This window comes from Paraburkholderia saeva (genome assembly GCF_907164555.1).
GTDB lineage: Bacteria > Pseudomonadota > Gammaproteobacteria > Burkholderiales > Burkholderiaceae > Paraburkholderia > Paraburkholderia saeva.
The window spans coordinates 109068-128589 of record NZ_CAJQZC010000008.1 but is presented as its reverse complement, the minus strand read 5'-3'; the positions used below and the strand labels follow the sequence as shown (position 1 = coordinate 128589).

Here is a 19522-nt window from a genome sequence, read left to right as displayed (position 1 = left end):
CGGTATGTGGTGTGAATGCTGCGAATCCGGGGCCGTCTTTCAATGCGGAAGCGCGCCTGCAGTCGCGCCAGCCCGGCATCGTACCGGGTTTTGCGGGCGCGCACCCGACGCGCGCCGGCTGCGGTAACAGTCAGACGCCAAGCCAGGCGCGCCTCGCGGCTTCATCTTTTGCGAGTTCAGCGATCGCGCCGCTAAAGCGGATGCGGCCTTTTTCAAGCACGTACGCACGGTCGCTGACGAGTTCGGCGAAATGGAGATTCTGTTCCGACAACAGGATCGACATGCCTTCGCGCTTCAGTTCGAGAATCATGTTCGCCATCTGTTCGACGATGATCGGCGCGACACCTTCCGATGGTTCATCGAGCAGCACGAGCGAGGGATTGCCCATCAGGGTGCGGGAAACGGTGAGCATCTGCTGCTCGCCGCCGCTCATCTGGCCGCCTGGGCGGCCGGGCATTTCGCCAAGATTCGGGAACAGGCGAAAGAGTTTCTCGGGGGTCCATTCTGGCGCGCCATCGCGCGGCGGCTGGCGGCCGGCATCGAGATTTTCCATCACCGTGAGATCGGAAAACACACGTCGGTCTTCCGGCACGAACCCCATGCCCATCCGCGCGATGCGATACGGCGGCAACGTCGAGATATCCGCGCCGCGAAACGTCACCGAGCCCTGCTCGCGCGGCAGAAGGCCCATGATCGCTTTCATCGTCGTCGATTTGCCCGCGCCGTTGCGGCCCATCAGCGCAACCACTTCGCCGCGTGCGACTTCAAGATCGATGTCGAACAGAATGTGCGCGCGACCGTAGAACGCGTTAAGGCCGGACACTTTCAGCATCGGCTCGCTCATTGTCGCGCTCCATCTGAATCCGCGTCGGCAAGCAGCGTGCGTTGCTCGAATGTCCTGCCTGCGCCCAGATAGACTTCCTGCACACGCGCGTTGTTACGGATCGCGTCCGCGCTGCCTTCTGCGATCAGCCTGCCGCGCGCAAGGACGATCATTCTGTCTGCGTAAGCGAACACGACGTCCATGCTGTGCTCGGTGAACAGCACGCCGATCTTGCGTTCGGTGACGAGGCGTCTCGTCAGTGCCATCAGGTCGTTGCGCTCTTCGGGCGCCATGCCGGCGGTGGGTTCATCCATCAAGAGGAGCCTCGGGCGGTTCGCGAGCGCTATCGCCAGCTCGACGCGCTTGACGTCGCCATAGGCGAGCACACCGCATGCGCGATGCGCGTCCGCTGCCATGCCGACCTGATCGAGCAATGCCATCGCTTCTTCCTCAAACCACGACGACGCCGCTTTCCACAGCCCAAACAGTTTCCGCTCGCGCGAGACGAGCGCCATCTGCACGTTTTCGAGCACCGTCATCGAGTTGAAGGTCGCGGCGATCTGGAACGTGCGCCCGACGCCCAGCCGCCAGATGTCGCGCGGACGCCTGCCAACCAGTTCATGGCCATCGAAAACGATCGAGCCGGAAGAAGGCCGCAACTGCCCGTTCACCATGTTGAAGCACGTCGATTTGCCGGCACCGTTCGGTCCGATCAGGGCGACCAGTTGCCCTGCTTCGACACCGAACGACACACCGTCGACAGCCATCAGACCGCCAAACGATTTCGACAGGCCCGAGACGCGCAGGAGGCTCACAGACCCTCCGTGGCCGCGGCGCTGTTCTTCGTGCTGTCGTCAGCATCATCGTTGTCGAATCGATCGCGGATAAAACCGGCGATCCCTTGCGGGAACGCGATTACGAGCAACAGGATGGCGAAGCCAAGCAACGCCTGCCAGTAGTCGGTCTGGCGCGCGACGGTATCCTCGAGCCATGTGAATACAGCCGCGCCGACGATCGGCCCTGTCAGCGTCTGGAGACCGCCGAGCAGCACCATGACGAGTCCGTCGACAGAGCGGCCGATGCTGATGACCTCCGGCGAAATCGTGCCCTTGGAGAACGCATAGAGCGATCCGGCAAGCCCGCAGAAGAGCGATGCGATCACGAATGCGGCCCATTGCACACGCTTCACATCAATGCCAATTGCCTCCGCGCGCAGCACGGAATCACGCGACGCACGCATCGCGTATCCGAGCGGAGAAAACAGCATCCGGCGCAGCAGCCAGACGCCCAATGCGGCGCACACGAGCGTCAAGTAGTAGTACGCGACCGGCGACGACAGCCAGCTCGACGGCCACAATCCCAGCACGCCGTTGCTGCCGCCCGTGACGTCATCCCACTGGAACACGACAGACCAGACGATCTGTGCAAAAGCCAGCGTCAGCATCGCGAGATAAACGCCCGAGAGCCGCACGCAGAACCACCCGAACACGAGCGCGCCGCCCACGGCAAGCAGCGGACCGAGCACCAGGGCGGCCTCCATCGGCAGATCGAGAACCTTGAGAAACAGTGCGGCACCATAAGCGCCGAGCCCGAAATATGCCGCATGCCCGAACGAATGCATGCCGCCGGGCCCCATGATGAAATGCAGGCTTGCCGCGAACAGCACGGCAATCAGGATTTCGACGAGCAGCACCGGCATATAAGGAAATGCAGTTGCGGCAAGCGGTGCGAGCGCAAGCACTACAAGCGCAACGACGGCCAGCGCGCGTAAGCGTTTGCCTGCGGGCCGCAGCGGCGCTTCAGCGGCGGCCATGCCGCGAACCGCCGTCGTGGCGCGACCCAGCAAACCCCACGGACGCACCACCAGCACAATCGCCATCACGACGAATTCGGCCACGAGCGTGAACTTGCTGAGCGATAGATCGATCCCGCCAATCGACACATGACCGATGCCGATACAGAGCGCCTTGATCTCCGCGATCAGGAGCGCAGCGACGAACGCGCCCGGAATCGAACCCATGCCGCCGACCACGACGACAACGAACGCATTGCCGATCGTCTCCAGATCCAGCGAGAGATTCGCCGACATGCGCGGCACCTGCAAGGCACCCGCCAGTCCGGCGAGAAACGCGCCGACAAAGAACACGCCGGTAAAGAGCCATGCCTGATTGATGCCGAGTGCGCCGAGCATCTCGCGATCCTGCGTGGCCGCCCGCACGAGCGTGCCCCAACGCGTGCGCGTCAGCGCATACCAGAGCGCCAGCAGCACCAGCGGGCCCATGACGATCAATGCAATATCGTACGTCGGTAATGTATGGCCGAGCAGATCGATCGCTCCGGCCAGATGCGGCGCGCGCGGACCGAACAGGTCCTGCGGCCCCCAGAGCCACAGCGCCGCGTCACGGAAAATCAGCACAAGTGCAAACGTGGCGAGCAGATGGAACAGTTCAGGTGCGCGATAGATACGCCGCAGAACAACCACCTCGACCAGTGCACCCAGCACGGCGACGACCAGTGCAGCCGCCACGACCGACACCCAGAAGCCGGCCGTCGTGGCGCCAAAGCGGCTCGCGATGCTGTACGCCACGTATACGCCGATCATGTAGAACGAGCCGTGGGCGAAATTGACGATCCGCGTCACGCCAAAGATCAGCGACAGTCCCGCCGCGACGAGAAAGAGCGCCGACGCGTCGGCCAGTCCGTTGACGAGTTGTACCAGCAGATTGGAAAGCATCGTTGCCCTTGACGGCTTCGCGATTCAGCGCCATTCAAGCGCATCGGGAACGTTCAGTTGAACAGGAACGTCAATGGCGAATTTTATCAGCGCAAGCCGTCTTCGGCCTTGAACGCACTTGCCGGCAGGGCGCAGGCAGGCGCAAACGGTCGATCCGCCTGGATCGACCGCTTGCGTGGCGATGTTGCGATGCGCGCGCGGCACATGCTGGAGATGCCGGCGTGTGGCGCGGGAATTGCCGCGTACGCGGGCTTTTAAGGCTTTTCCGCCGAAGCACCCGCAGCGGCGGCGTCTTCTTCGCGGAACAGTCTGTCCGCAAGATGGAACGCGGAATTCGCGGCCGGCACGCCGCAATAGATCGCGGTCTGCATCAGCACTTCCTTGATCTCGTCGCGCGTGACGCCGTTGTTTTTCGCCGCGCGCAGATGCAGGGCCAGTTCTTCGCTGCGGTTGAGCGCGACCATCATCGCGATCGTCAGCAGGCTGCGCGTGTGGCGCGGCAGCCCTTCACGCGTCCAGATCTCGCCCCACGCGTAGCGCGTGATGAAGTTCTGAAACTCCGTCGTCAGCTCGGTGCGACTGGCCAGTGACCGGTCGACGTGTGCTTCGCCCAGCACCGCGCGACGCACACCCATGCCCGCTTCGTAGCGTTCGTCATCGGTCATCGTTACTCCGCCAGAAAGTCGAGCACGGTCTTCGTGAAGACGTCGGCCTGCTCGATGTTGGAAATGTGCGAGGCGTCGAGTTCGACATAGCGCGCGCCTGGAATGGCTTCCGCGAGCTCGCGGCCCTGCGCGGGCGTCGCGGCAAGATCGTGCGTGCCGGAGATCACCAGCACCGGCAACCGGATGCCGGGCGCTTCCGGACGCAGATCGGTGGCGTCGATCGCTTCGCAGTTCGATGCGTAGCCTTCGTTGTCCGTATGCACGAACACGTCGCGAATCTGCGCGAGCATCAGCGGCTCGCGCTCGAAAAATCCCGCCGTGAACCAGCGCGGCAGCACGGCATCGGAGAGCGCCAGCATGCCTTCGCCACGCGCGCGCGCCGCACGCGGCACCCACACTTCGGGCGAACCAATGCGCGCCGCCGTGTTGCACAACACAACGCGATTCAGCCGGTCAGCATGGCGTGCCGCCAGACCGACGCCCGTCAGGCCGCCCATCGAAAGACCGCAGAAATGCGCGCGGTCGATCTTGAGCGTGTCCATCAGGCCGATCACGTCGCCCGTCAACTGTTCGATCGTGTACGGACCTTGCGGCGCAGCCGAGTGCCCATGGCCGCGCGTGTCGTAACGCAGCACGCGAAAGTGCTTTGAGAACGCGGCAACCTGCGGCGTCCACATCGACAGGTCGCTGCCGAGCGAATTGGAAAACACGATCCATGGGGCGTTGCTGTTCTGCTCGCCGTCCACACGATAATGAAGCTCGGTGCCGTTCACTGCGGCGTAGGGCATCGCCGTTACTCCTGATGGTTGGCGCGACCGGTGCGCGCGGTGTAAAGCGCCAGCGCGGCGTCCACATACGCGTGCGCCTGGCCGACATACTGTGCGGGGTCGAGCAGCCGTTTGAGCTGCACGACCGGAAGATGCTGCGTGACATTCGAATCCGCGGAAAGCACGTCGAAGAGCGATTTGCCGGACTGCACGGCCGTTTTCGAAGCGCGCTCGACAAGGTGATGCGCGTCGAGCCGGCCGATTTTGTCGCCGAGCGCGAGCATGACGGCTTCGCCGAGAATCAGCCCATGCGTGACTTCGAGATTGGCGGCCAGCCGCTCGATATTGACGTCGAGACCCGCGGTGATCTGCTCGATGTTCGCGAGCGCGCCGCCCGCGAGGCGCGCGAGGTCAGGTAACGCGTCCCACTCGGCCTGCCAGCCGCCAAGCGCGCGTTCGTGCTCCTGCACCATCCCGCCCAGCACCGTTGCGACGAGCCCCGGTGCACGTGCCGCCGCCGTCAGTACGGCTGCGCAGCCGACGGGATTGCGCTTGTGCGGCATCGTCGATGAGCCGCCTTTTCCGGCGGCAACCGGTTCGCCGAGTTCGCCGAGTTCGGTCTGCATCTGCAGCGAGATATCACGCGCGATCTTGCCAAGCGTGCCGATCAGCATGCCGAACACGGAGGCCGTTTCCGCGATGCGATCGCGTTGCGTGTGCCACGGCAAGGTGGGCACGTGCAGGCCGAGGTCGCTCGCCAGTGCCGCGGTAACCGCCGGCGCCGCATCGCGCAGACTCGCGAGCGTGCCTGCGGCGCCGCCAAACTGCAGCACAAGCACGCGCGCACGCAACGCATCGAGCCGCTCCTGATGACGCAGCAACGCATCGAGCCATTGCGCGAATTTCAGGCCGAGTGTGATCGGCAGCGCCTGTTGCAGCCACGTGCGGCCGATCATTGGCGTCGCGCGATGCGTGCGCGCGAGCGCGGCGATCGCGTCGCAGGTGGGACGCATCATGGTGTCGAGCAGATCGAGCGTATCGCGCAGTTGCAGAACCGTCGCGGTATCGATGATGTCCTGACTCGTCGCGCCCCAGTGGACGTATTTCGACGCTTCGGCATCGGCCGCTTTCACGCGTGCAGTCAGTTGCTTGACGAGGGGGATCGCGAGATTGCCGCCGAGCGCGGCGTCGCGGGCGAGCGCGTCGGCGTCGAGCTGATCGGCGTGACACGCCGCTTCAATCGCGGCCACAGCCGCCTGCGGAATGACGTGATGCGCCGCCGACGCGCGCGCAAGCGCCGCTTCGACGTCGAGCATCCGCTGTAGCGTGGCGCGCGGCGACCAGAGGTCGTTCATCGGCTGCGTACCGCAGATGAGGCCCGTCAGACGGGCGCTGGCTTCGAGCATGGTGGCTTCAGCAATCGAAGAAAGGAACAAAAACCGCGAAAAGCCGCGGCGCAAACGAAGCGCGCGGCGCGAGGCGTCATTGTCACCGGGCGCCGCGCGACCGTCACGCCGTTTTTATGCTGCGCTGGCGGCTGCCTGCGTGGCATTGATGAGCGGAATGCCCGTCAGCTTCTGCAGCTCGTCGAAGTCGATATCGGAGAAGATCTCGCGCACGGCAAGCCCTTCCGGCGTCACGTCGATCACGGCGAGGTCGGTATAGATGCGGTCGACGCAGTTCACGCCCGTGACCGGATACGTGCATTCGGCGGCGATCTTGCTTTCGCCCTGCTTCGTCAGATGTTCCATCATGACGTAGACCTGCTTCGCGCCGATCGCCAGATCCATTGCGCCGCCCACAGCCGGAATGGCATCGGGGGCGCCGGTATGCCAGTTCGCGAGATCGCCCTTTGCCGACACCTGGAACGCGCCGAGCACGCAGAAGTCGAGGTGGCCGCCGCGCATCATCGCAAACGAATCGGCGTGATGAAAATACGCGCCGCCCGTCAGCAGCGTGACATGCTGCTTGCCTGCGTTGATGAGTTCGTCGTCTTCCTCGCCTTTGGCGGGGGCCGGACCCATGCCGAGCAGGCCGTTCTCGCTGTGCAGGAAGATTTCCTTGCTCGCGTCGAGGTGATTGGCCACGAGCGTCGGCACGCCGATGCCGAGGTTCACATACGCGCCTTCGGGGATATCCTGGGCAACGCGCTTTGCCATTTCATCGCGGGTCAGTCGTTTCATGTTGTGTCTCCTCTCAGGCCGCAGCGGTTTGCGGGGCGGCTTGCGATACCGCGATCACGCGTTGCACGAAGATGCCGGGGGTCACGATCACTTCCGGATCGAGTTCGCCAAGCGGCACCACTTCCGATACCTGCGCGATGGCGACTTTCGCCGCACTGGCCATGATCGGACCAAAGTTGCGCGCTGTCTTGCGATACACCAGATTGCCCCAGCGATCACCCTTGAGCGCCTTGATCAACGCGAAATCGGCATGCAGCGGCGCTTCGAGCACGTAATGCCTGCCATCGATCAGGCGCGTTTCCTTGCCTTCGGCGAGCTTCGTGCCGTAGCCCGTCGGTGTGAAGAAACCGCCGATGCCCGCGCCCGCGGCGCGAATGCGTTCCGCGAGGTTGCCCTGCGGCACGAGTTCCAGTTCGATTTCGCCCGCACGATAGAGCGCGTCGAACACATACGAATCGGTCTGGCGCGGGAACGAGCAGATGATCTTGCGAACGCGCTTCGCCTTCAGGAGGGCAGCAAGGCCGATGTCCCCATTGCCGGCGTTGTTGTTGACGATCGTGAGTTCGCGCGCGCCCTGTTCGATGAGTGCGTCGATGAGTTCGGACGGCATGCCCGCCGTGCCGAAGCCGCCGATCATGACCGTGGCGCCGTCATTGACGTCGGCGACCGCCGACTGAAGTGATTCGAAAATCTTGTTGATCATGCCAGTTCCCTGTTGGACGCCTTGCGCCGCGCTGCTTCAGGAAGCTGCATGGCACCGTCTCCGCGTCGTGTTGACTGCGCGCTACCGGGTTCCCGATACGCGCCACATGCCCGCTATGTGCTGGTCTGCCCGCGACTGCTGTTTTGTCAATTTGTTCTATATGCGAACAACGATTCGTTTAGCGAACGTTCCGGTGCATTATGGTCGGCGTGCTGGCGGCTTGTCAAGATAGAGCCTTCCATCATCTACCTTGCGTAGCAAAAGGCAAGGTAACGAACCGGCGGAACCGGGACGTCGCGCCGGGAGCCCGTGCAGTCGGGGCGTGGGCGCTTTCCCCAATATACGGCACGGCGATTTTGAAGTTACGGTGTATACGTCATACCGATACTGGCCCGTGGCCGCCATGCCTGAACTCGATCTGAACCTGATCCCTTATCTCGTTGCGATGGAAGACACGCGCAACGTGAGCCGCGCCGCGGAACGTCTGGGCGTGAGCCAGCCGCGCGTGAGCACGGCGCTAGGACGCCTGCGCGAGTACTTCGGCGATCCGCTTTTCGTACGCACGTCGCGCGGCATGGAACCGACGCCGCGCGCGCTTATGCTGATACCGGCCGCACGCGACGCGCTCAGTCGCATCGAAAGCGGACTGATCGATTCAGAAGACTTCGATCCCGCGACATCGACGCACACGTTTTCGATCGCGCTTTCGGACGTGGGCGAGATCGTGTTCCTGCCGCGCCTTTTGCAGGTGTTCGCGCAACGCGCACCGCACGCGAACCTGCGCTCTGTGACGCTCACGCCGGCGCATGTCGAACGTGGACTCGAATCGGGTGACGTCGATCTCGCCGTCGGGTTTTTCCCGGACCTGTCGGGGAACAACTTCTTCCAGCAACGGCTCTTCACACACCGCTTCATCTGTCTGATGCGCACGGGCCATCCGCTCGCGAAGACGCTGACCGTCGAGCGGTTTATCGCCTGCGGACATGCGGTCGTGCGCTCCGAAGGACGCAGCCAGGAAGTGCTCGAACAGTATCTGGAGAAAAAGCGCATTCGTCGGCGTGCCGTGCTGGAAACGCCGCATTTCATGAGCCTGCCGTTCATTCTCGCGCGCACGGATCTGATCGCGACAGTGCCGCACGCGATCGGCTTCGCGTACGTGACGGAGCATGCGTCGATCACGATCGTCGAGCCGCCGATGGCGCTGCCGCGCTTCGATTTGCGCCAGCACTGGCATCGCAAGTTTCATAACGACCCGCGCGTGGGCTGGCTACGCGGCCTTGTGTCGGAGCTGTTCAACGATGCGATGGACGAATGGCCCAAGTGACAGGGTTTCGCAAAACATGGAACAATGACCGGCAGACATGAACTGACAGGAGCGGTGGATGACTAAAACAACGAAAACTGACGAGGCGTCCATGCGTCCCACGCGCGAAGAAGCGGAAGCAGCGGTTCGCGTGCTGCTGCGCTGGGCAGGCGACGATCCGGCGCGCGAAGGCCTGCGCGACACGCCGTCGCGCGTGGTGCGTTCGTACGAGGAGTTTTTCGCCGGCTACACCATCGACCCGAAGGAACTACTGTCGCGCACATTTTCCGAAGTCGACGGCTATGACGAAATGATCGTGCTGAAGGACATCCGTTTCGAAAGCTATTGCGAGCATCATATGGTGCCGATCATCGGCCGCGCGCATGTGGCCTATCTGCCGGAACATCGCGTCGTAGGCATCTCGAAGCTCGCGCGCCTCGTCGATGCGTTTGCCAAACGTCTGCAGATCCAGGAAAAGATGACCGTGCAGATCGCCGATACGCTCAACGAAGTGCTGCAGCCGAAGGGCGTCGGCGTGATTCTCGAAGCGTCGCATCAGTGCATGTCGACGCGCGGCGTTCACAAGGCCGGCGTCGCGATGGTCACGTCGCGCATGCTCGGCACGTTCCGCACCGATCCGTCGACACGGCGCGAGTTTCTGTCGATCGTAGGAAATGCGTCGACGGTGAGTGTGGCGAATACCTGAGGTTGCGGCGCGCGTGCTTTCACGCGCTCGCGCGCCTTCGTCCGCGTACCAGGCCATCCATGCTCGCCAGCAGCACGGCGCCCAGCACGCAGGCCACACCCCCGAGTTGCGCGGCGCTCACGGGCTCGTGCAGCAGCCACGCGGCAAGCGCAACCGAGGACACCGGTACCAGCGCAGTCGTCAGGCTCGCTTCCGAGCCGCTGATCCGCGCGGCGCCTGCGTACCAGAACACGAAGCCGGCGACCGTCGGCACCAGCGCGTAGTAGACGACGCCGGCAATCGCCGCGCTGTCGACGTGCCCGCGCCAGGGCGCTTCAAGCAGCGCCGGCACGACGGCCACCGCAAAACCGATTCCGCTCATCAGCGCCGAGAGCTGCAACGCCGGGACCGGGGTCGACAGCTTGCGGTTGAGCAGGATGAACAGCACTTCGCAGAAGACCGCCGCAAGTACGAGCGCATCGCCCACCAGCGCGCGGCTGTTCCTCGCGCCTTCAAGGTCGTCGAGGCGCACGGTGCAGGCCAGCACGCCGGCCGTCGCGAGCAGGATCGCGCCGATCAGCGCCGCGCGCGGACGCTCGCCGAAGGCGATCATCGCGACAGCTGCTGTTACGGCCGGCAAGGTACCCGCGATAACGCCCGCATCGGCGGCTGACGCGAGCTTCATGCCGCTGATCAGGAACACCGTATAGCCGACGCTGCCGGCGCCCGCCTGCGCGATCACGAGCATCGTGTCGCGCCGGTTCAGGCGCGGGAACCTCGCGCGACGCACGCGCATGATCGCAACGAGCAGCGGAAACGCGATAGCGAAGCGCAATGCCGTCGCGCAGAAGGGCGGCAGGCCGGCTGCGATCGTCTTGCTGACCACCACGGTGCTGCCCACGCCGATCATCGCCAGCGCGCAAAAGAGATAGCCCGTCGTGCGTGAATTCATGCCGTGTCCTTTGTCCGTTGGAATCTGGACGCAGCGTAAGTCACGCGCGGGCGCGGGTCTTGAATGAAATTGCAGCGCGCGATAAAGGCATCGCGGCCGTCCGGAGGAATGACGCTCAGGTACGCCGCGTCGCCGCCGCGTAGCTCGCGGGTGTAACGCCGAGCAGGCGCACGAACGCGCGCGTCATGTGGCTCTGATCTGCGAATCCCGCGCCGGCCGCGGCATCGGCAAGCGCGCTGCCGGTCGCGATCAGCCGGCGCGCGAGCGCCACGCGCCGCTGCATCCGGTACGCGTGCGGCGGCAAGCCCAGTTCCTGCGCGAAACCACGCAGCAGCTGGAAGCGGCTCATTCCGGCTTCGGACGCCAGATCGGCAAGCGTCAGCGAGGACGCAGGATCGTCGTCGATACGCACCTTCGCGCGCGCGATCGGCGCGGCTGGCAGGCGCGGTACCGCGAGCGTCGTATGGTGCGCGCCGACATGGGCGAGCAGCGCGACGAGCGCCTCGTCGCGCGCCATGTCGCACGTGCGCGCCGCATCGTCGACTGCCGCTGCAAACAGGTGTTCGAAACGTCTCTTCAACACCGGGTCGTGCGTGACGGGCTGCGTAAGCTCGACGTCACGCAAAAACGTGAGCGTGAGTTCGGCCGCCGCCTCGAACATCAGCGAAGGGGCGAAGTAAAGCATGCGCCACGCGCGGCCACGCTCGTCGAGCGGGCTGCCGTCATGGACTTCGCCGGGATTGCAGGTGATCACGTCATTGACGCGCGCTTCGACCGGCCCGCGGCCGCTCGCCGAACGCTGCCCGCCGCGCACGATCACGCCGATGCCGAAGCCGTCGTGCGAATGGCGCGGAAAGGCATGCGTCGTTTCAGCGACCGTCGCTTCGAGTCCGTCGATTGCACAGCGAACCATCTGGACGCGGCCGCGCTGCATGGGGAGCTCAGTTGCCGGGCCGGCGCAGGCCGCAAACACGCATGAGCGGACGCGGCGACATCAGCGCTTGCCCTCGTCGCTGCGCTCGCCTTCGCGGATCTTGCCCTGCGACACGCTGCTGCCCGGCGGCACGCTATGGGTGAGCCACACGTTGCCGCCGATCACCGAGCCCTTGCCGATCGTCACACGCCCCAGGATCGTCGCGCCTGCGTAGATCACGACGTCGTCTTCGACGACCGGATGGCGCGCGTTGCCCTTCACGAGCAAACCGTCCGCATCGGCTGCAAAACTTTTCGCGCCGAGCGTCACGGCCTGGTACACACGTACGCGCTCGCCGATGATCGCGGTCTCGCCGATCACCACACCCGTGCCGTGGTCGATGAAGAAACTCGGGCCAATCGACGCGCCCGGGTGAATGTCGATGCCGGTGGCCGAATGTGCGATCTCGTTGATGAAGCGCGCGAGGAGCGGCACGCCGAGCCGGTGCAATGCGTGTGCGAGACGGTGATGCGTCATCGCGCCCACGCCCGGATAGCACAGCAGGATTTCGGTGATGTGCTGCGCGGCGGGGTCGCCCGCGAACGCAGCCTGGATATCGCTTACGAGCAGCGCGCGAATGCCGGGCAACTGCTTGCCAAATTCGCGTGCCACATCGAACGCGTGCACGCTCAGTTCGGCGTCGGGCGTCTCTGCGTATTCCGGCAGAAAGCGCAACGCGCGGCGAATCTGTTCAGCGAGCAGCCGCAACGTGCTTTCGAGCGTGTGGCCGACGTAATAGTCGACGCTTTCATCTGTCAGGTCGGGCGCGCCGTAATGCGTCGGAAAGAGCGCCGCGCGCAGGCCCGCGACGATATTGATCACACCTTCGCGCGAAGGCAGTTCGCGAATGCCGCGCGGGTGGCGCGTTCGATGCAGTTCTTCGCGCGACGCCCGCAGTTCGGCGACGATCTGTTCAAGACCCCAGTTGTGGGAAGACACGTTTGACATGAGGACGGCGCCCGCACGGAGCTGCGGTTCGAAGTGAAGTGTCCCCAAGATTACCGCGTTTTTTGTCTGCCCGCGCAACGTCCACCGGGACGGCGCCCAGGCCGCGCGGCAGTCAGATCGTCACGCTGCTCGCATCGATCCAGCGCACGGCCCAGTCGCGCGCGTGGGCTATTGCAGAGGCTTCGTCGGAAAAGCGGAGATCCACGGGAAAAAAACGGTTGGCGACGAGTTCGCCGTCGCTCGAACGCGAGATCACGACATAGGGTTGATACATGCCGTCGCCGGAACGCGCCGGCGCACAGTTCAGCAAGTACCCGCGATGTGTGAATGCAGCATCGAAGTGCATGAAGTCACCCGCCCTGACTGCCTCGTAGATGATGTGAGCGACGCGCGGTGTTCTGTACCAGCCAGCCCACCGGCGGCTGTTCTTCGTTACGCGCCATCTCGTTCGGACTAAGATCATACTCTGTAGAAAATGCGTGTTCTACGGAAAAAAAGCAAAAAATTACGGGACGCGCGAACGACCTCGACGACGCCCTTATACGTATTGAAAGTGCGGCTGCCGGAACGGGTCTTGCTGGGAGAACGGGAAGACGTTTCACCCGATTGTTCCTGAATGGAGGTAGCGTGATGGACAACACCGACTTGAAGAAACCGCATGGCGACGCTTTGCCTGCCGCGGCCAGAGGGCCGCTTAGTGCGGAGATGCATAACGATCGCACGCACGACAGCACCGTCGATACCGACGGCAAGAATCGCGAAGCGGCACGAATTGCCGGACACGGCGCGATCAGTCCGGACGAAATGACCTGCAGCAATGCGTCGCTCGACGACAGCGTGCCCGACATGCTCGGCGAGATCGCGGGCTTCGACAGCCGCGTGGGCGGCAACCATCTCCTGCTGGCGCTCGAACCGGGATGCACGCTGATCGACAAAGGCATGACGGCCCCTGAAAAGCCCTATGACCTCGACTATCAGTTTGACGACCCGCGTGCGGCTGGAGACCGTCAGCACCGTGGTCGCATTCATTACGCGCTGAACCATTTGCGTCCGGCCCGCGTGATCGAACTACAGCGCGGCAAGTAGGCCTCGCGCGTCTCTTTGTTTGATTTTCCCGCGTGTCGCTTGCGGCACGCGGGGTCTTGTGTTGAACACGCGTTTGACCTGCACACGCCGCAAGACCAGTTTCGCCGCTACGCGATTGCGAACTGTCAGTTTCGACACTTCGTGCCTCGTACCTCTTTATCGCAACCGCATGCGCGACGACAATCGGGGTTAGCCATTCCCTCGATTTCCCCATTCCTCATTTGTGGAGTATCAGCAATGAACAAGGTTGTCGTAATTGGCGCCACGGGCACGCTCGGCAAGGCCGTCGCCGGAGAACTGAAGGCGCGCCACGAGGTCATCGAAGTCGGCGCGACGCGCGGCGCCTATCAGGTCGACAGCACGGACCCCGCCAGCGTCGAGAAGCTCTTTCGCGAGATTGGCAAGGTTGACGCCGTCGTGACGACGATCGGCAAGGTGCACTTCGGCCCGCTCGCTGAAATGACCGTGGAGCAGTTCTGGGTCGGTCTGCGTGACAAGCTGATGGGTCAGATCAACGTCGTCCTCGGCGCGCATCAATACGTCAACGACAGCGGCTCGTTCACGCTGACGAGCGGCATCCTCGCCGAAGAGCCGATCCGTCTCGGCGCGAGCGCAACTACGGTCAATCTGGCGCTGGAAGGCTTCGTGCGCGGCGCGGCGATCGAGCTGCCGCGAGGCATCCGCATCAACGTGGTAAGCCCGACCGTGCTTGAAGAATCGATGGAAGGCTATGCGCCGTTTTTCCGCGGCTTCGAGCCGGTGAGCGCGAAGCGCGCCGCACAGGCTTATCTGCGTAGCGTCGAAGGCGCGCAGACCGGCCGGGTTTATCGCGTCGGATAATGAACGCACGCGGCGTTCCGTCGCGCGTTTTTAGTCATGTAGTTCACGGGACGGCTGTCGTGTTCCCCTGGCGGGATGAGACAGCCGTCTGCGCATGAGCCGCGCTCAGTGTATCTCCGGCTCGTCTTTCGCCTGCGCGCCGCCGCGTTGCAGGAAGTCGAAGTCGCAGCCCTTGTCGGCCTGCAGCACGTGGACCTGATGCATCGCGCCGTATCCCCGCTCGAAGCGCGGCGCCGGCTGGACCCACGCGGCCTTGCGCCGCGCGAGTTCATCGTCCGGTACGAGCACGTTCAGCCTGCGTTGCGGCACATCGAGTTCGATCAGGTCGCCCGTGCGCACCAGCGCAAACGGTCCGCCGATGAACGACTCCGGCGCGATATGCAGCACGCACGCGCCATAGCTTGTACCGCTCATCCGCGCGTCGGAAATGCGCACCATGTCGCGCACGCCTTTTTGCAGGAGCTTCTTCGGAATCGGCAGCTGGCCCCACTCCGGCATGCCCGGTGCGCCGACCGGCCCGGCGTGATGCAGCACGATCACGCTGTTTTCGTCGATATCGAGCGCGTCGTCATCGATGCGCGCTGCCATGTCGTTGTAGTCGCTGAACACCACTGCGCGACCCGTGTGCACGAGCAGCTTCGGATCGGCTGCGCCCGGCTTGATCACCGCCCCGTTGGGCGCGATATTGCCGCGCAGGACCGCAAGACCGTTGCCCGGCAGCAGCGGCGCCGCGCGACTGCGGATCACGTCTTCGTTGAAGATCTTTGCTTCCGCGATGTTTTCGCCAATCGTCTGGCCGTTGACGGTTTTCTGCGAACGGTCGATCAGGTCGCCGAGTTCGCGGAGCATCGCCGGCAGGCCGCCCGCATAGAAAAAATCTTCCATCAGGTACGTGCCGGTCGGGCGGATGTTCGCGAGCACCGGCGTACGACGCGCGATGTCGTCATAGCGATCGAGCGTGAGTTCGATGCCAGCGCGACGCGCCACCGCGATCATGTGGACGATCGCGTTCGTCGAGCCGGACAGCGCTAGACACGTCGTCACTGCGTTATCGATCGAACCGGCCGTGATGATGTCGGACGGTTTCAGGTCTTCCCACACCATCTCGACGATCCGCATGCCGGTCTTCGCCGACATCTGCGCGTGACGCGAGTCCGGCGCGGGAATCGACGCGAAACCCGGCAGCGTGAAACCGAGCGCTTCGGCAGCGCTTGTCATCGTCGAAGCGGTGCCCATCGTCATGCAGTGGCCCGGCGAGCGTGCGATGCCGCCTTCCACGCCCTGCCAGTCTTCTTCGGTGATCTTGCCCGCGCGCAGGTCGGCCCAGTATTTCCACGTGTCGGAGCCGGAGCCGAGCGTCACGCCATTCCAGTTACCGCGCAGCATCGGACCCGCGGGCAGATAGATGGCCGGCAGATCCATCGAGATCGCGCCCATCAGGAGCGCGGGTGTGGTCTTGTCGCATCCGCCCATCAGCACGACGCCGTCGGCGGGATACGAGCGCAACGTCTCTTCGGCTTCCATCGCGAGGAAGTTGCGATAGAGCATCGTCGTGGGCTTCTGGAACGGCTCGGAGAGCGTCTGCACCGGCAGCTCGACCGGAAAGCCGCCGGCCTGCCAGATGCCGCGCTTCACCTCTTCCACACGCTGTTTGAAATGCGTGTGGCAGGCGTTCATTTCGCTCCACGTGTTGAGGATCGCGATCACCGGCTTGCCGGCGTACTCCTCGCGGCTGAAGCCCATCTGCGCGGTACGCGAGCGATGGCCGAACGACCGCAGGTCGTTGACGCCATACCAGCGGTGACTGCGCAGCTCTTCAGGTGTCTTTCGTTTGACCACACTCTCTCCAGCAACGTCCTGAATGGATACTGCGCGGCGCGTGCAGGCGCGTCCATCACGCCTTCTGCTGTTTCACACGCGACACGATCTGCGTCGGGCTCACGAACTGCAGCGCGATCAGCACCCACACCAGCGTGATGGCCATGTAGATCATCGCCATTGCGTCGATGGACTGTGGCGCGCGGACGCCCGTCGAGAACACAGCGTAATACAACGCGACGACAAGCGTCTGCGTGGCGGGCCCCGCTGTAAAAAACGTCAGCTCGAACATGCCGATGGTACGCACCAGCACGAGCAACCCTGCTGCGAGCATACCCGGGACCAGCAGCGGCAGCAGCACGTAGCGAAAATAACGGAACGTGTTCGCGCCGAAAATGCGCGCCGCCGATTCGAGGTTCGGGTCGATCTGCTCGATGAACGGCGTCATCACGAGAATCACGAACGGCAACGCGGGCACGAGATTCGCGAGAATCACGCCGGACAGCGTGCCCGCGAGGCCGACCTTGTACATCACGGTCGCCATCGGAATGCCGTACGTCACGGGCGGCACCATCAGCGGCAGCAGGAAGATCAACATCGCAAACCGCTTGCCCGGAAATTGCACGCGGGCAAGCGCGTACGCCGCGGGCACACCGAGCAGCACCGACAGCAGCACGACTGCGCCCACCACTTCCACGGTCACCCACAACACGTTTGCGAGCTGGAAGTCGCGCCACGCCTGCGCGTACCAGTGCAGCGTGAAGCCCTGCGGCAGCAGCGTGCCGAACCAGCGCGTCGCGATCGAGTTGACCGCGACTGTCGCGATCAGCAGCACGACGTTCAGCAGGAAGAACACCATGGCGCCCCAGACGAGCGCTTTCCACAGACGATCCGGCAGGCTCGCGCGCTGCCTGCCCGAACGCGAAGGCTGCGCGCCGTCGTTGCCGCCCTTGCGGCTGCCGTCGGCGGGCCACGGTTGCGTGGCGTGGTGGTCGGTTGTCATCAGCCTTTTCCTCCCGTCACCGGTCCGCTGTAGAAGAACCGGCGTGCGCCCAGCATGGCCGCGACGATCACCAGTTGCACGAAGCCCATCACCATCGCAATCGCCGAAGCGAGCGCGTAGTCGTAGTTCTCGAACGCGGCTTCGGCGGCCGCAATCGACATCACGCGCGTCGGCCCCGCGGGCGCGCCCAGCAGCACCGCCGAAGGAAACACCGAGAACGCCTGCACGAACGAAAGACACGCGGCCATCGTAAGGCCGGGCACGAGCAGAGGCAGATAGATCTGGCGAAACTGCTGCCACGAACCGGCGCCAAGCGTGGCGGCGGCACTGGCGAGCGTCGGATCGATACCGGTGACGTACGAAAGCGTCAGCAGAAACGCAAACGGAAAGCCCGACACGATCAGCGAGATCAGCACGCCCCAGTAGTTGTGGGTAAGCCGCACTTCGTCGGAATACAGATGCAACCCCTGCAACGCTTGCGGAAACCATCCGTTCGGGCCGAAGTACGTCAGCATGCCGTCGGCGATCAGAACCGTGCCGAGCGTGACGGGAATCACAAGCAGCGTCGTAACGAACTTCTGGTAGCGCGAATCGCGACGCAACGCGAACGCGACGGGCACCGACACGCCGACGTTGATCAGCGTCGCGGGCACGGCGAGCTTCAGCGTGACGATGATCGTCGGCCACATCGACGTGTCCGTGAAGAACGTCACGTAGTTGGCCCACATGCTGCCGCCGTTCATCGGCTGGAACGACAGTACGAGCCCGTATGCGAACGGATAGATGAAGAGCGCGAGAATGAAGAGCAGCGCGGGCGTGACAAGCCACGCGCGGTTATCGGGTGGCGCAGGCGGCGCAGATTGAGGCGATGGCAACGTGCTGCTCACGATGCCTCTCCGTCATACACGAGCGTACGTGTGGGCGGCACACGCAGACTGATGCGCTCGCCTTCGACGAACTCGCCCACGAGCCGTGCCCACAGTTCGCCGAACGCCGCCTTCACGCGGATCAGCGAATCGCGGCCGCCATATTCGACGGTCATCACATCCGCGTCGAACGCGTTCGACGCGCCGGGTGCGGCGCGCTCCAGATCCTCCGGGCGCAACGCGACGGCGACGCGCTTGCTGCTGAACGCTTCCAGCGGCGTGCCGATGAGCCGCACGCCGTTCGCCGTCAGCGCGACGCCTTCGCCCTCCATGCCTTCCAGCGTGAACTCCGCGACGTTGCGATAGCCCATGAAACGCGCAACATGCAGGTTCTTCGGCCGCCCGTAGACTTCCTTCGGCGTAGCCACCTGCTGCACGACGCCTTCCTTCATCACGACGATGCGGTCCGCCATCGAAAGCGCCTCGTCCTGATCGTGTGTGACGTAAATAGTCGCGCGTTCGAGCTGGCTGTGAATGCGGCGAATTTCGGCACGCATCTCGATGCGCAGTTTCGTGTCGAGATTCGACAGCGGTTCGTCCATCAGGATGAGCGGCGGCTCGATCACGATGGCCCGCGCAATCGCGACGCGCTGCTGCTGGCCGCCCGACAGCTGCCCCGGCAGCTTGCGCTCGTGGCCCACCAGTTGCACGAGTTGCAGCGCTTCACGCGAACGCCGCACGGCTTCGCTCTTCGCGACGCCGCGCATCTTCAGACCAAAGCCGACGTTCTCCAGCACCGACATGTGCGGAAAGAGCGCGTAGTTCTGGAAGACCATGCCGAAGCCGCGTTTTTCGGGCGGCAGCACGTCGATGCGTTTGTCGTCGAGCCAGATGCCGCCGGCCGTCAGGGGCTGAAGTCCGGCGATGCAATTGAGCGCGGTGGATTTGCCGCAACCGGAAGGCCCGAGCAGTGCGATGAATTCGCCCCGCTGGATGTTCAGGTCGAGGCCCTGCAACGCCGCAACCGCATGACCCTCGGCGTTCGTGAAACTGCGGCAGACGGAATCGAGGCGTAACTGCTCAAAGCGATGCTTCATGACGATTTCCTGAAGCTGGCGACGGCGCTGCGCAACGCGACAGCGCCGTCACGCCAGTCATAGAGACGAGCCTTCA

20 protein-coding genes are annotated in these 19522 nt (G+C 64.0%); 4 read left to right on the top strand and 16 right to left on the bottom strand.

From position 1 onward, the window contains the following. Window positions 1-130 precede the first annotated feature (130 nt). The 8 genes from LPA36_RS20670 to LPA36_RS20635 all read right to left on the bottom strand — a co-directional run bounded on the left by LPA36_RS20670 (window position 131) and on the right by LPA36_RS20635 (window position 7875). On the bottom strand, window positions 131-844 hold the full coding sequence (locus tag LPA36_RS20670) for an ABC transporter ATP-binding protein (RefSeq protein WP_228880814.1): 714 nt from the start codon (window positions 842-844) through the stop codon (window positions 131-133). Beyond that, the gene (locus LPA36_RS20665) at window positions 841-1638 is read right to left on the bottom strand and encodes an ABC transporter ATP-binding protein (protein WP_228880813.1); all 798 of its coding nucleotides are present in this window, start codon (window positions 1636-1638) and stop codon (window positions 841-843) included. The genes LPA36_RS20670 and LPA36_RS20665 overlap by 4 nt, the downstream gene beginning before the upstream one ends. Beyond that, the gene (locus LPA36_RS20660; RefSeq protein ID WP_228880811.1) at window positions 1635-3557 is read right to left on the bottom strand and encodes an ABC transporter permease; all 1923 of its coding nucleotides are present in this window, start codon (window positions 3555-3557) and stop codon (window positions 1635-1637) included. Before LPA36_RS20660 ends, LPA36_RS20665 begins: the two co-directional genes overlap by 4 nt. Before the next feature lie 254 nt (window positions 3558-3811). Beyond that, on the bottom strand, window positions 3812-4222 hold the full coding sequence (gene pcaC / locus LPA36_RS20655; RefSeq protein ID WP_228880809.1) for a 4-carboxymuconolactone decarboxylase: 411 nt from the start codon (window positions 4220-4222) through the stop codon (window positions 3812-3814). 2 nt (window positions 4223-4224) lie between these two features. After that, window positions 4225-5010 carry a 3-oxoadipate enol-lactonase gene (gene pcaD / locus LPA36_RS20650; protein ID WP_228880807.1) on the bottom strand — a complete coding sequence of 262 codons (786 nt, stop codon included), beginning with the start codon at window positions 5008-5010 and terminating at the stop codon, window positions 4225-4227. A gap of 5 nt (window positions 5011-5015) precedes the next feature. Continuing rightward, window positions 5016-6395, bottom strand: coding sequence for a 3-carboxy-cis,cis-muconate cycloisomerase (locus LPA36_RS20645; protein ID WP_228880804.1), 1380 nt, complete (start codon window positions 6393-6395; stop codon window positions 5016-5018). A 114-nt stretch (window positions 6396-6509) separates the two neighbouring features. After that, window positions 6510-7172: a 3-oxoacid CoA-transferase subunit B gene (locus tag LPA36_RS20640; RefSeq protein ID WP_228880801.1), complete on the bottom strand. Its 663-nt coding sequence runs from the start codon at window positions 7170-7172 to the stop codon at window positions 6510-6512. A 13-nt stretch (window positions 7173-7185) separates the two neighbouring features. Continuing rightward, window positions 7186-7875: a 3-oxoacid CoA-transferase subunit A gene (locus LPA36_RS20635; protein WP_228880798.1), complete on the bottom strand. Its 690-nt coding sequence runs from the start codon at window positions 7873-7875 to the stop codon at window positions 7186-7188. A 403-nt stretch (window positions 7876-8278) separates the two neighbouring features. Here LPA36_RS20635 and LPA36_RS20630 point away from each other — a divergent pair, with 403 nt between their 5' ends. Together LPA36_RS20630 and folE are read left to right on the top strand one after the other, a co-directional pair. Further along, on the top strand, window positions 8279-9199 hold the full coding sequence (locus LPA36_RS20630) for a LysR family transcriptional regulator (RefSeq protein ID WP_228881139.1): 921 nt from the start codon (window positions 8279-8281) through the stop codon (window positions 9197-9199). A gap of 58 nt (window positions 9200-9257) precedes the next feature. Then, the gene (gene folE, locus LPA36_RS20625) at window positions 9258-9884 is read left to right on the top strand and encodes a GTP cyclohydrolase I FolE (protein ID WP_228880795.1); all 627 of its coding nucleotides are present in this window, start codon (window positions 9258-9260) and stop codon (window positions 9882-9884) included. Between the two features lie 19 nt (window positions 9885-9903). On the opposite strand, the gene LPA36_RS20620 is transcribed toward folE, so the two are convergent. The 4 genes from LPA36_RS20620 to LPA36_RS20605 all read right to left on the bottom strand — a co-directional run bounded on the left by LPA36_RS20620 (window position 9904) and on the right by LPA36_RS20605 (window position 13082). Further along, entirely contained in the window at window positions 9904-10815 is a 912-nt protein-coding gene (locus LPA36_RS20620) for a DMT family transporter (RefSeq protein WP_228880792.1), read from the bottom strand. 115 nt (window positions 10816-10930) lie between these two features. Further along, complete coding sequence (locus LPA36_RS20615; RefSeq protein WP_228880790.1) at window positions 10931-11749, bottom strand: AraC family transcriptional regulator; 819 nt, start codon at window positions 11747-11749, stop codon at window positions 10931-10933. A 60-nt stretch (window positions 11750-11809) separates the two neighbouring features. Continuing rightward, entirely contained in the window at window positions 11810-12736 is a 927-nt protein-coding gene (gene epsC / locus LPA36_RS20610; protein ID WP_228880788.1) for a serine O-acetyltransferase EpsC, read from the bottom strand. A 112-nt stretch (window positions 12737-12848) separates the two neighbouring features. Further along, a complete protein-coding gene (locus LPA36_RS20605; RefSeq protein ID WP_090538000.1) occupies window positions 12849-13082 on the bottom strand; it encodes a hypothetical protein in 234 nt (77 codons plus the stop codon). Window positions 13083-13366: 284 nt separating this feature from the next. On the opposite strand from LPA36_RS20605, the gene LPA36_RS20600 reads away from it, so the two are divergent. Further along, window positions 13367-13822 carry a DUF3005 domain-containing protein gene (locus LPA36_RS20600; protein WP_228880786.1) on the top strand — a complete coding sequence of 152 codons (456 nt, stop codon included), beginning with the start codon at window positions 13367-13369 and terminating at the stop codon, window positions 13820-13822. A gap of 237 nt (window positions 13823-14059) precedes the next feature. After that, window positions 14060-14662, top strand: a complete 603-nt coding sequence (locus LPA36_RS20595; protein WP_228880785.1) for a short chain dehydrogenase — start codon at window positions 14060-14062, stop codon at window positions 14660-14662. Window positions 14663-14767: 105 nt separating this feature from the next. On the opposite strand, the gene araD is transcribed toward LPA36_RS20595, so the two are convergent. The 4 genes from araD to LPA36_RS20575 are packed head-to-tail and all read right to left on the bottom strand — an operon-like array spanning window position 14768 to window position 19446. Beyond that, window positions 14768-16501 carry an L-arabinonate dehydratase gene (araD, locus tag LPA36_RS20590; RefSeq protein WP_228880781.1) on the bottom strand — a complete coding sequence of 578 codons (1734 nt, stop codon included), beginning with the start codon at window positions 16499-16501 and terminating at the stop codon, window positions 14768-14770. 55 nt (window positions 16502-16556) lie between these two features. Continuing rightward, window positions 16557-17483 (bottom strand): ABC transporter permease, encoded by a 927-nt coding sequence (locus LPA36_RS20585; RefSeq protein ID WP_228880778.1) that lies wholly within the window; start codon window positions 17481-17483, stop codon window positions 16557-16559. Next, window positions 17483-18373 carry an ABC transporter permease gene (locus LPA36_RS20580; protein ID WP_407674313.1) on the bottom strand — a complete coding sequence of 297 codons (891 nt, stop codon included), beginning with the start codon at window positions 18371-18373 and terminating at the stop codon, window positions 17483-17485. The genes LPA36_RS20585 and LPA36_RS20580 overlap by 1 nt, the downstream gene beginning before the upstream one ends. Beyond that, entirely contained in the window at window positions 18367-19446 is a 1080-nt protein-coding gene (locus LPA36_RS20575; RefSeq protein WP_228880773.1) for an ABC transporter ATP-binding protein, read from the bottom strand. The genes LPA36_RS20580 and LPA36_RS20575 overlap by 7 nt, the downstream gene beginning before the upstream one ends. Between the last annotated feature and the right edge of the window lie 76 nt (window positions 19447-19522).

Excerpts from the sequence above, each read along its gene's own strand:
- LPA36_RS20670 (WP_228880814.1), bottom strand. The coding sequence starts at position 844 with ATGAGCGAGCCGATGCTGAAAGTGTCCGGCCTTAACGCGTTCTACGGT.
- LPA36_RS20660 (WP_228880811.1), bottom strand. The coding sequence starts at position 3,557 with ATGCTTTCCAATCTGCTGGTACAACTCGTCAACGGACTGGCCGACGCG.
- pcaC (WP_228880809.1), bottom strand. The coding sequence starts at position 4,222 with ATGACCGATGACGAACGCTACGAAGCGGGCATGGGTGTGCGTCGCGCG.
- pcaD (WP_228880807.1), bottom strand. The coding sequence starts at position 5,010 with ATGCCCTACGCCGCAGTGAACGGCACCGAGCTTCATTATCGTGTGGAC.
- LPA36_RS20645 (WP_228880804.1), bottom strand. The coding sequence starts at position 6,395 with ATGCTCGAAGCCAGCGCCCGTCTGACGGGCCTCATCTGCGGTACGCAG.
- LPA36_RS20640 (WP_228880801.1), bottom strand. The coding sequence starts at position 7,172 with ATGAAACGACTGACCCGCGATGAAATGGCAAAGCGCGTTGCCCAGGAT.
- LPA36_RS20635 (WP_228880798.1), bottom strand. The coding sequence starts at position 7,875 with ATGATCAACAAGATTTTCGAATCACTTCAGTCGGCGGTCGCCGACGTC.
- LPA36_RS20630 (WP_228881139.1), top strand. The coding sequence starts at position 8,279 with ATGCCTGAACTCGATCTGAACCTGATCCCTTATCTCGTTGCGATGGAA.
- folE (WP_228880795.1), top strand. The coding sequence starts at position 9,258 with ATGACTAAAACAACGAAAACTGACGAGGCGTCCATGCGTCCCACGCGC.
- LPA36_RS20620 (WP_228880792.1), bottom strand. The coding sequence starts at position 10,815 with ATGAATTCACGCACGACGGGCTATCTCTTTTGCGCGCTGGCGATGATC.
- LPA36_RS20615 (WP_228880790.1), bottom strand. The coding sequence starts at position 11,749 with ATGCAGCGCGGCCGCGTCCAGATGGTTCGCTGTGCAATCGACGGACTC.
- epsC (WP_228880788.1), bottom strand. The coding sequence starts at position 12,736 with ATGTCAAACGTGTCTTCCCACAACTGGGGTCTTGAACAGATCGTCGCC.
- LPA36_RS20605 (WP_090538000.1), bottom strand. The coding sequence starts at position 13,082 with ATGCACTTCGATGCTGCATTCACACATCGCGGGTACTTGCTGAACTGT.
- LPA36_RS20600 (WP_228880786.1), top strand. The coding sequence starts at position 13,367 with ATGGACAACACCGACTTGAAGAAACCGCATGGCGACGCTTTGCCTGCC.
- LPA36_RS20595 (WP_228880785.1), top strand. The coding sequence starts at position 14,060 with ATGAACAAGGTTGTCGTAATTGGCGCCACGGGCACGCTCGGCAAGGCC.
- LPA36_RS20585 (WP_228880778.1), bottom strand. The coding sequence starts at position 17,483 with ATGACAACCGACCACCACGCCACGCAACCGTGGCCCGCCGACGGCAGC.
- LPA36_RS20575 (WP_228880773.1), bottom strand. The coding sequence starts at position 19,446 with ATGAAGCATCGCTTTGAGCAGTTACGCCTCGATTCCGTCTGCCGCAGT.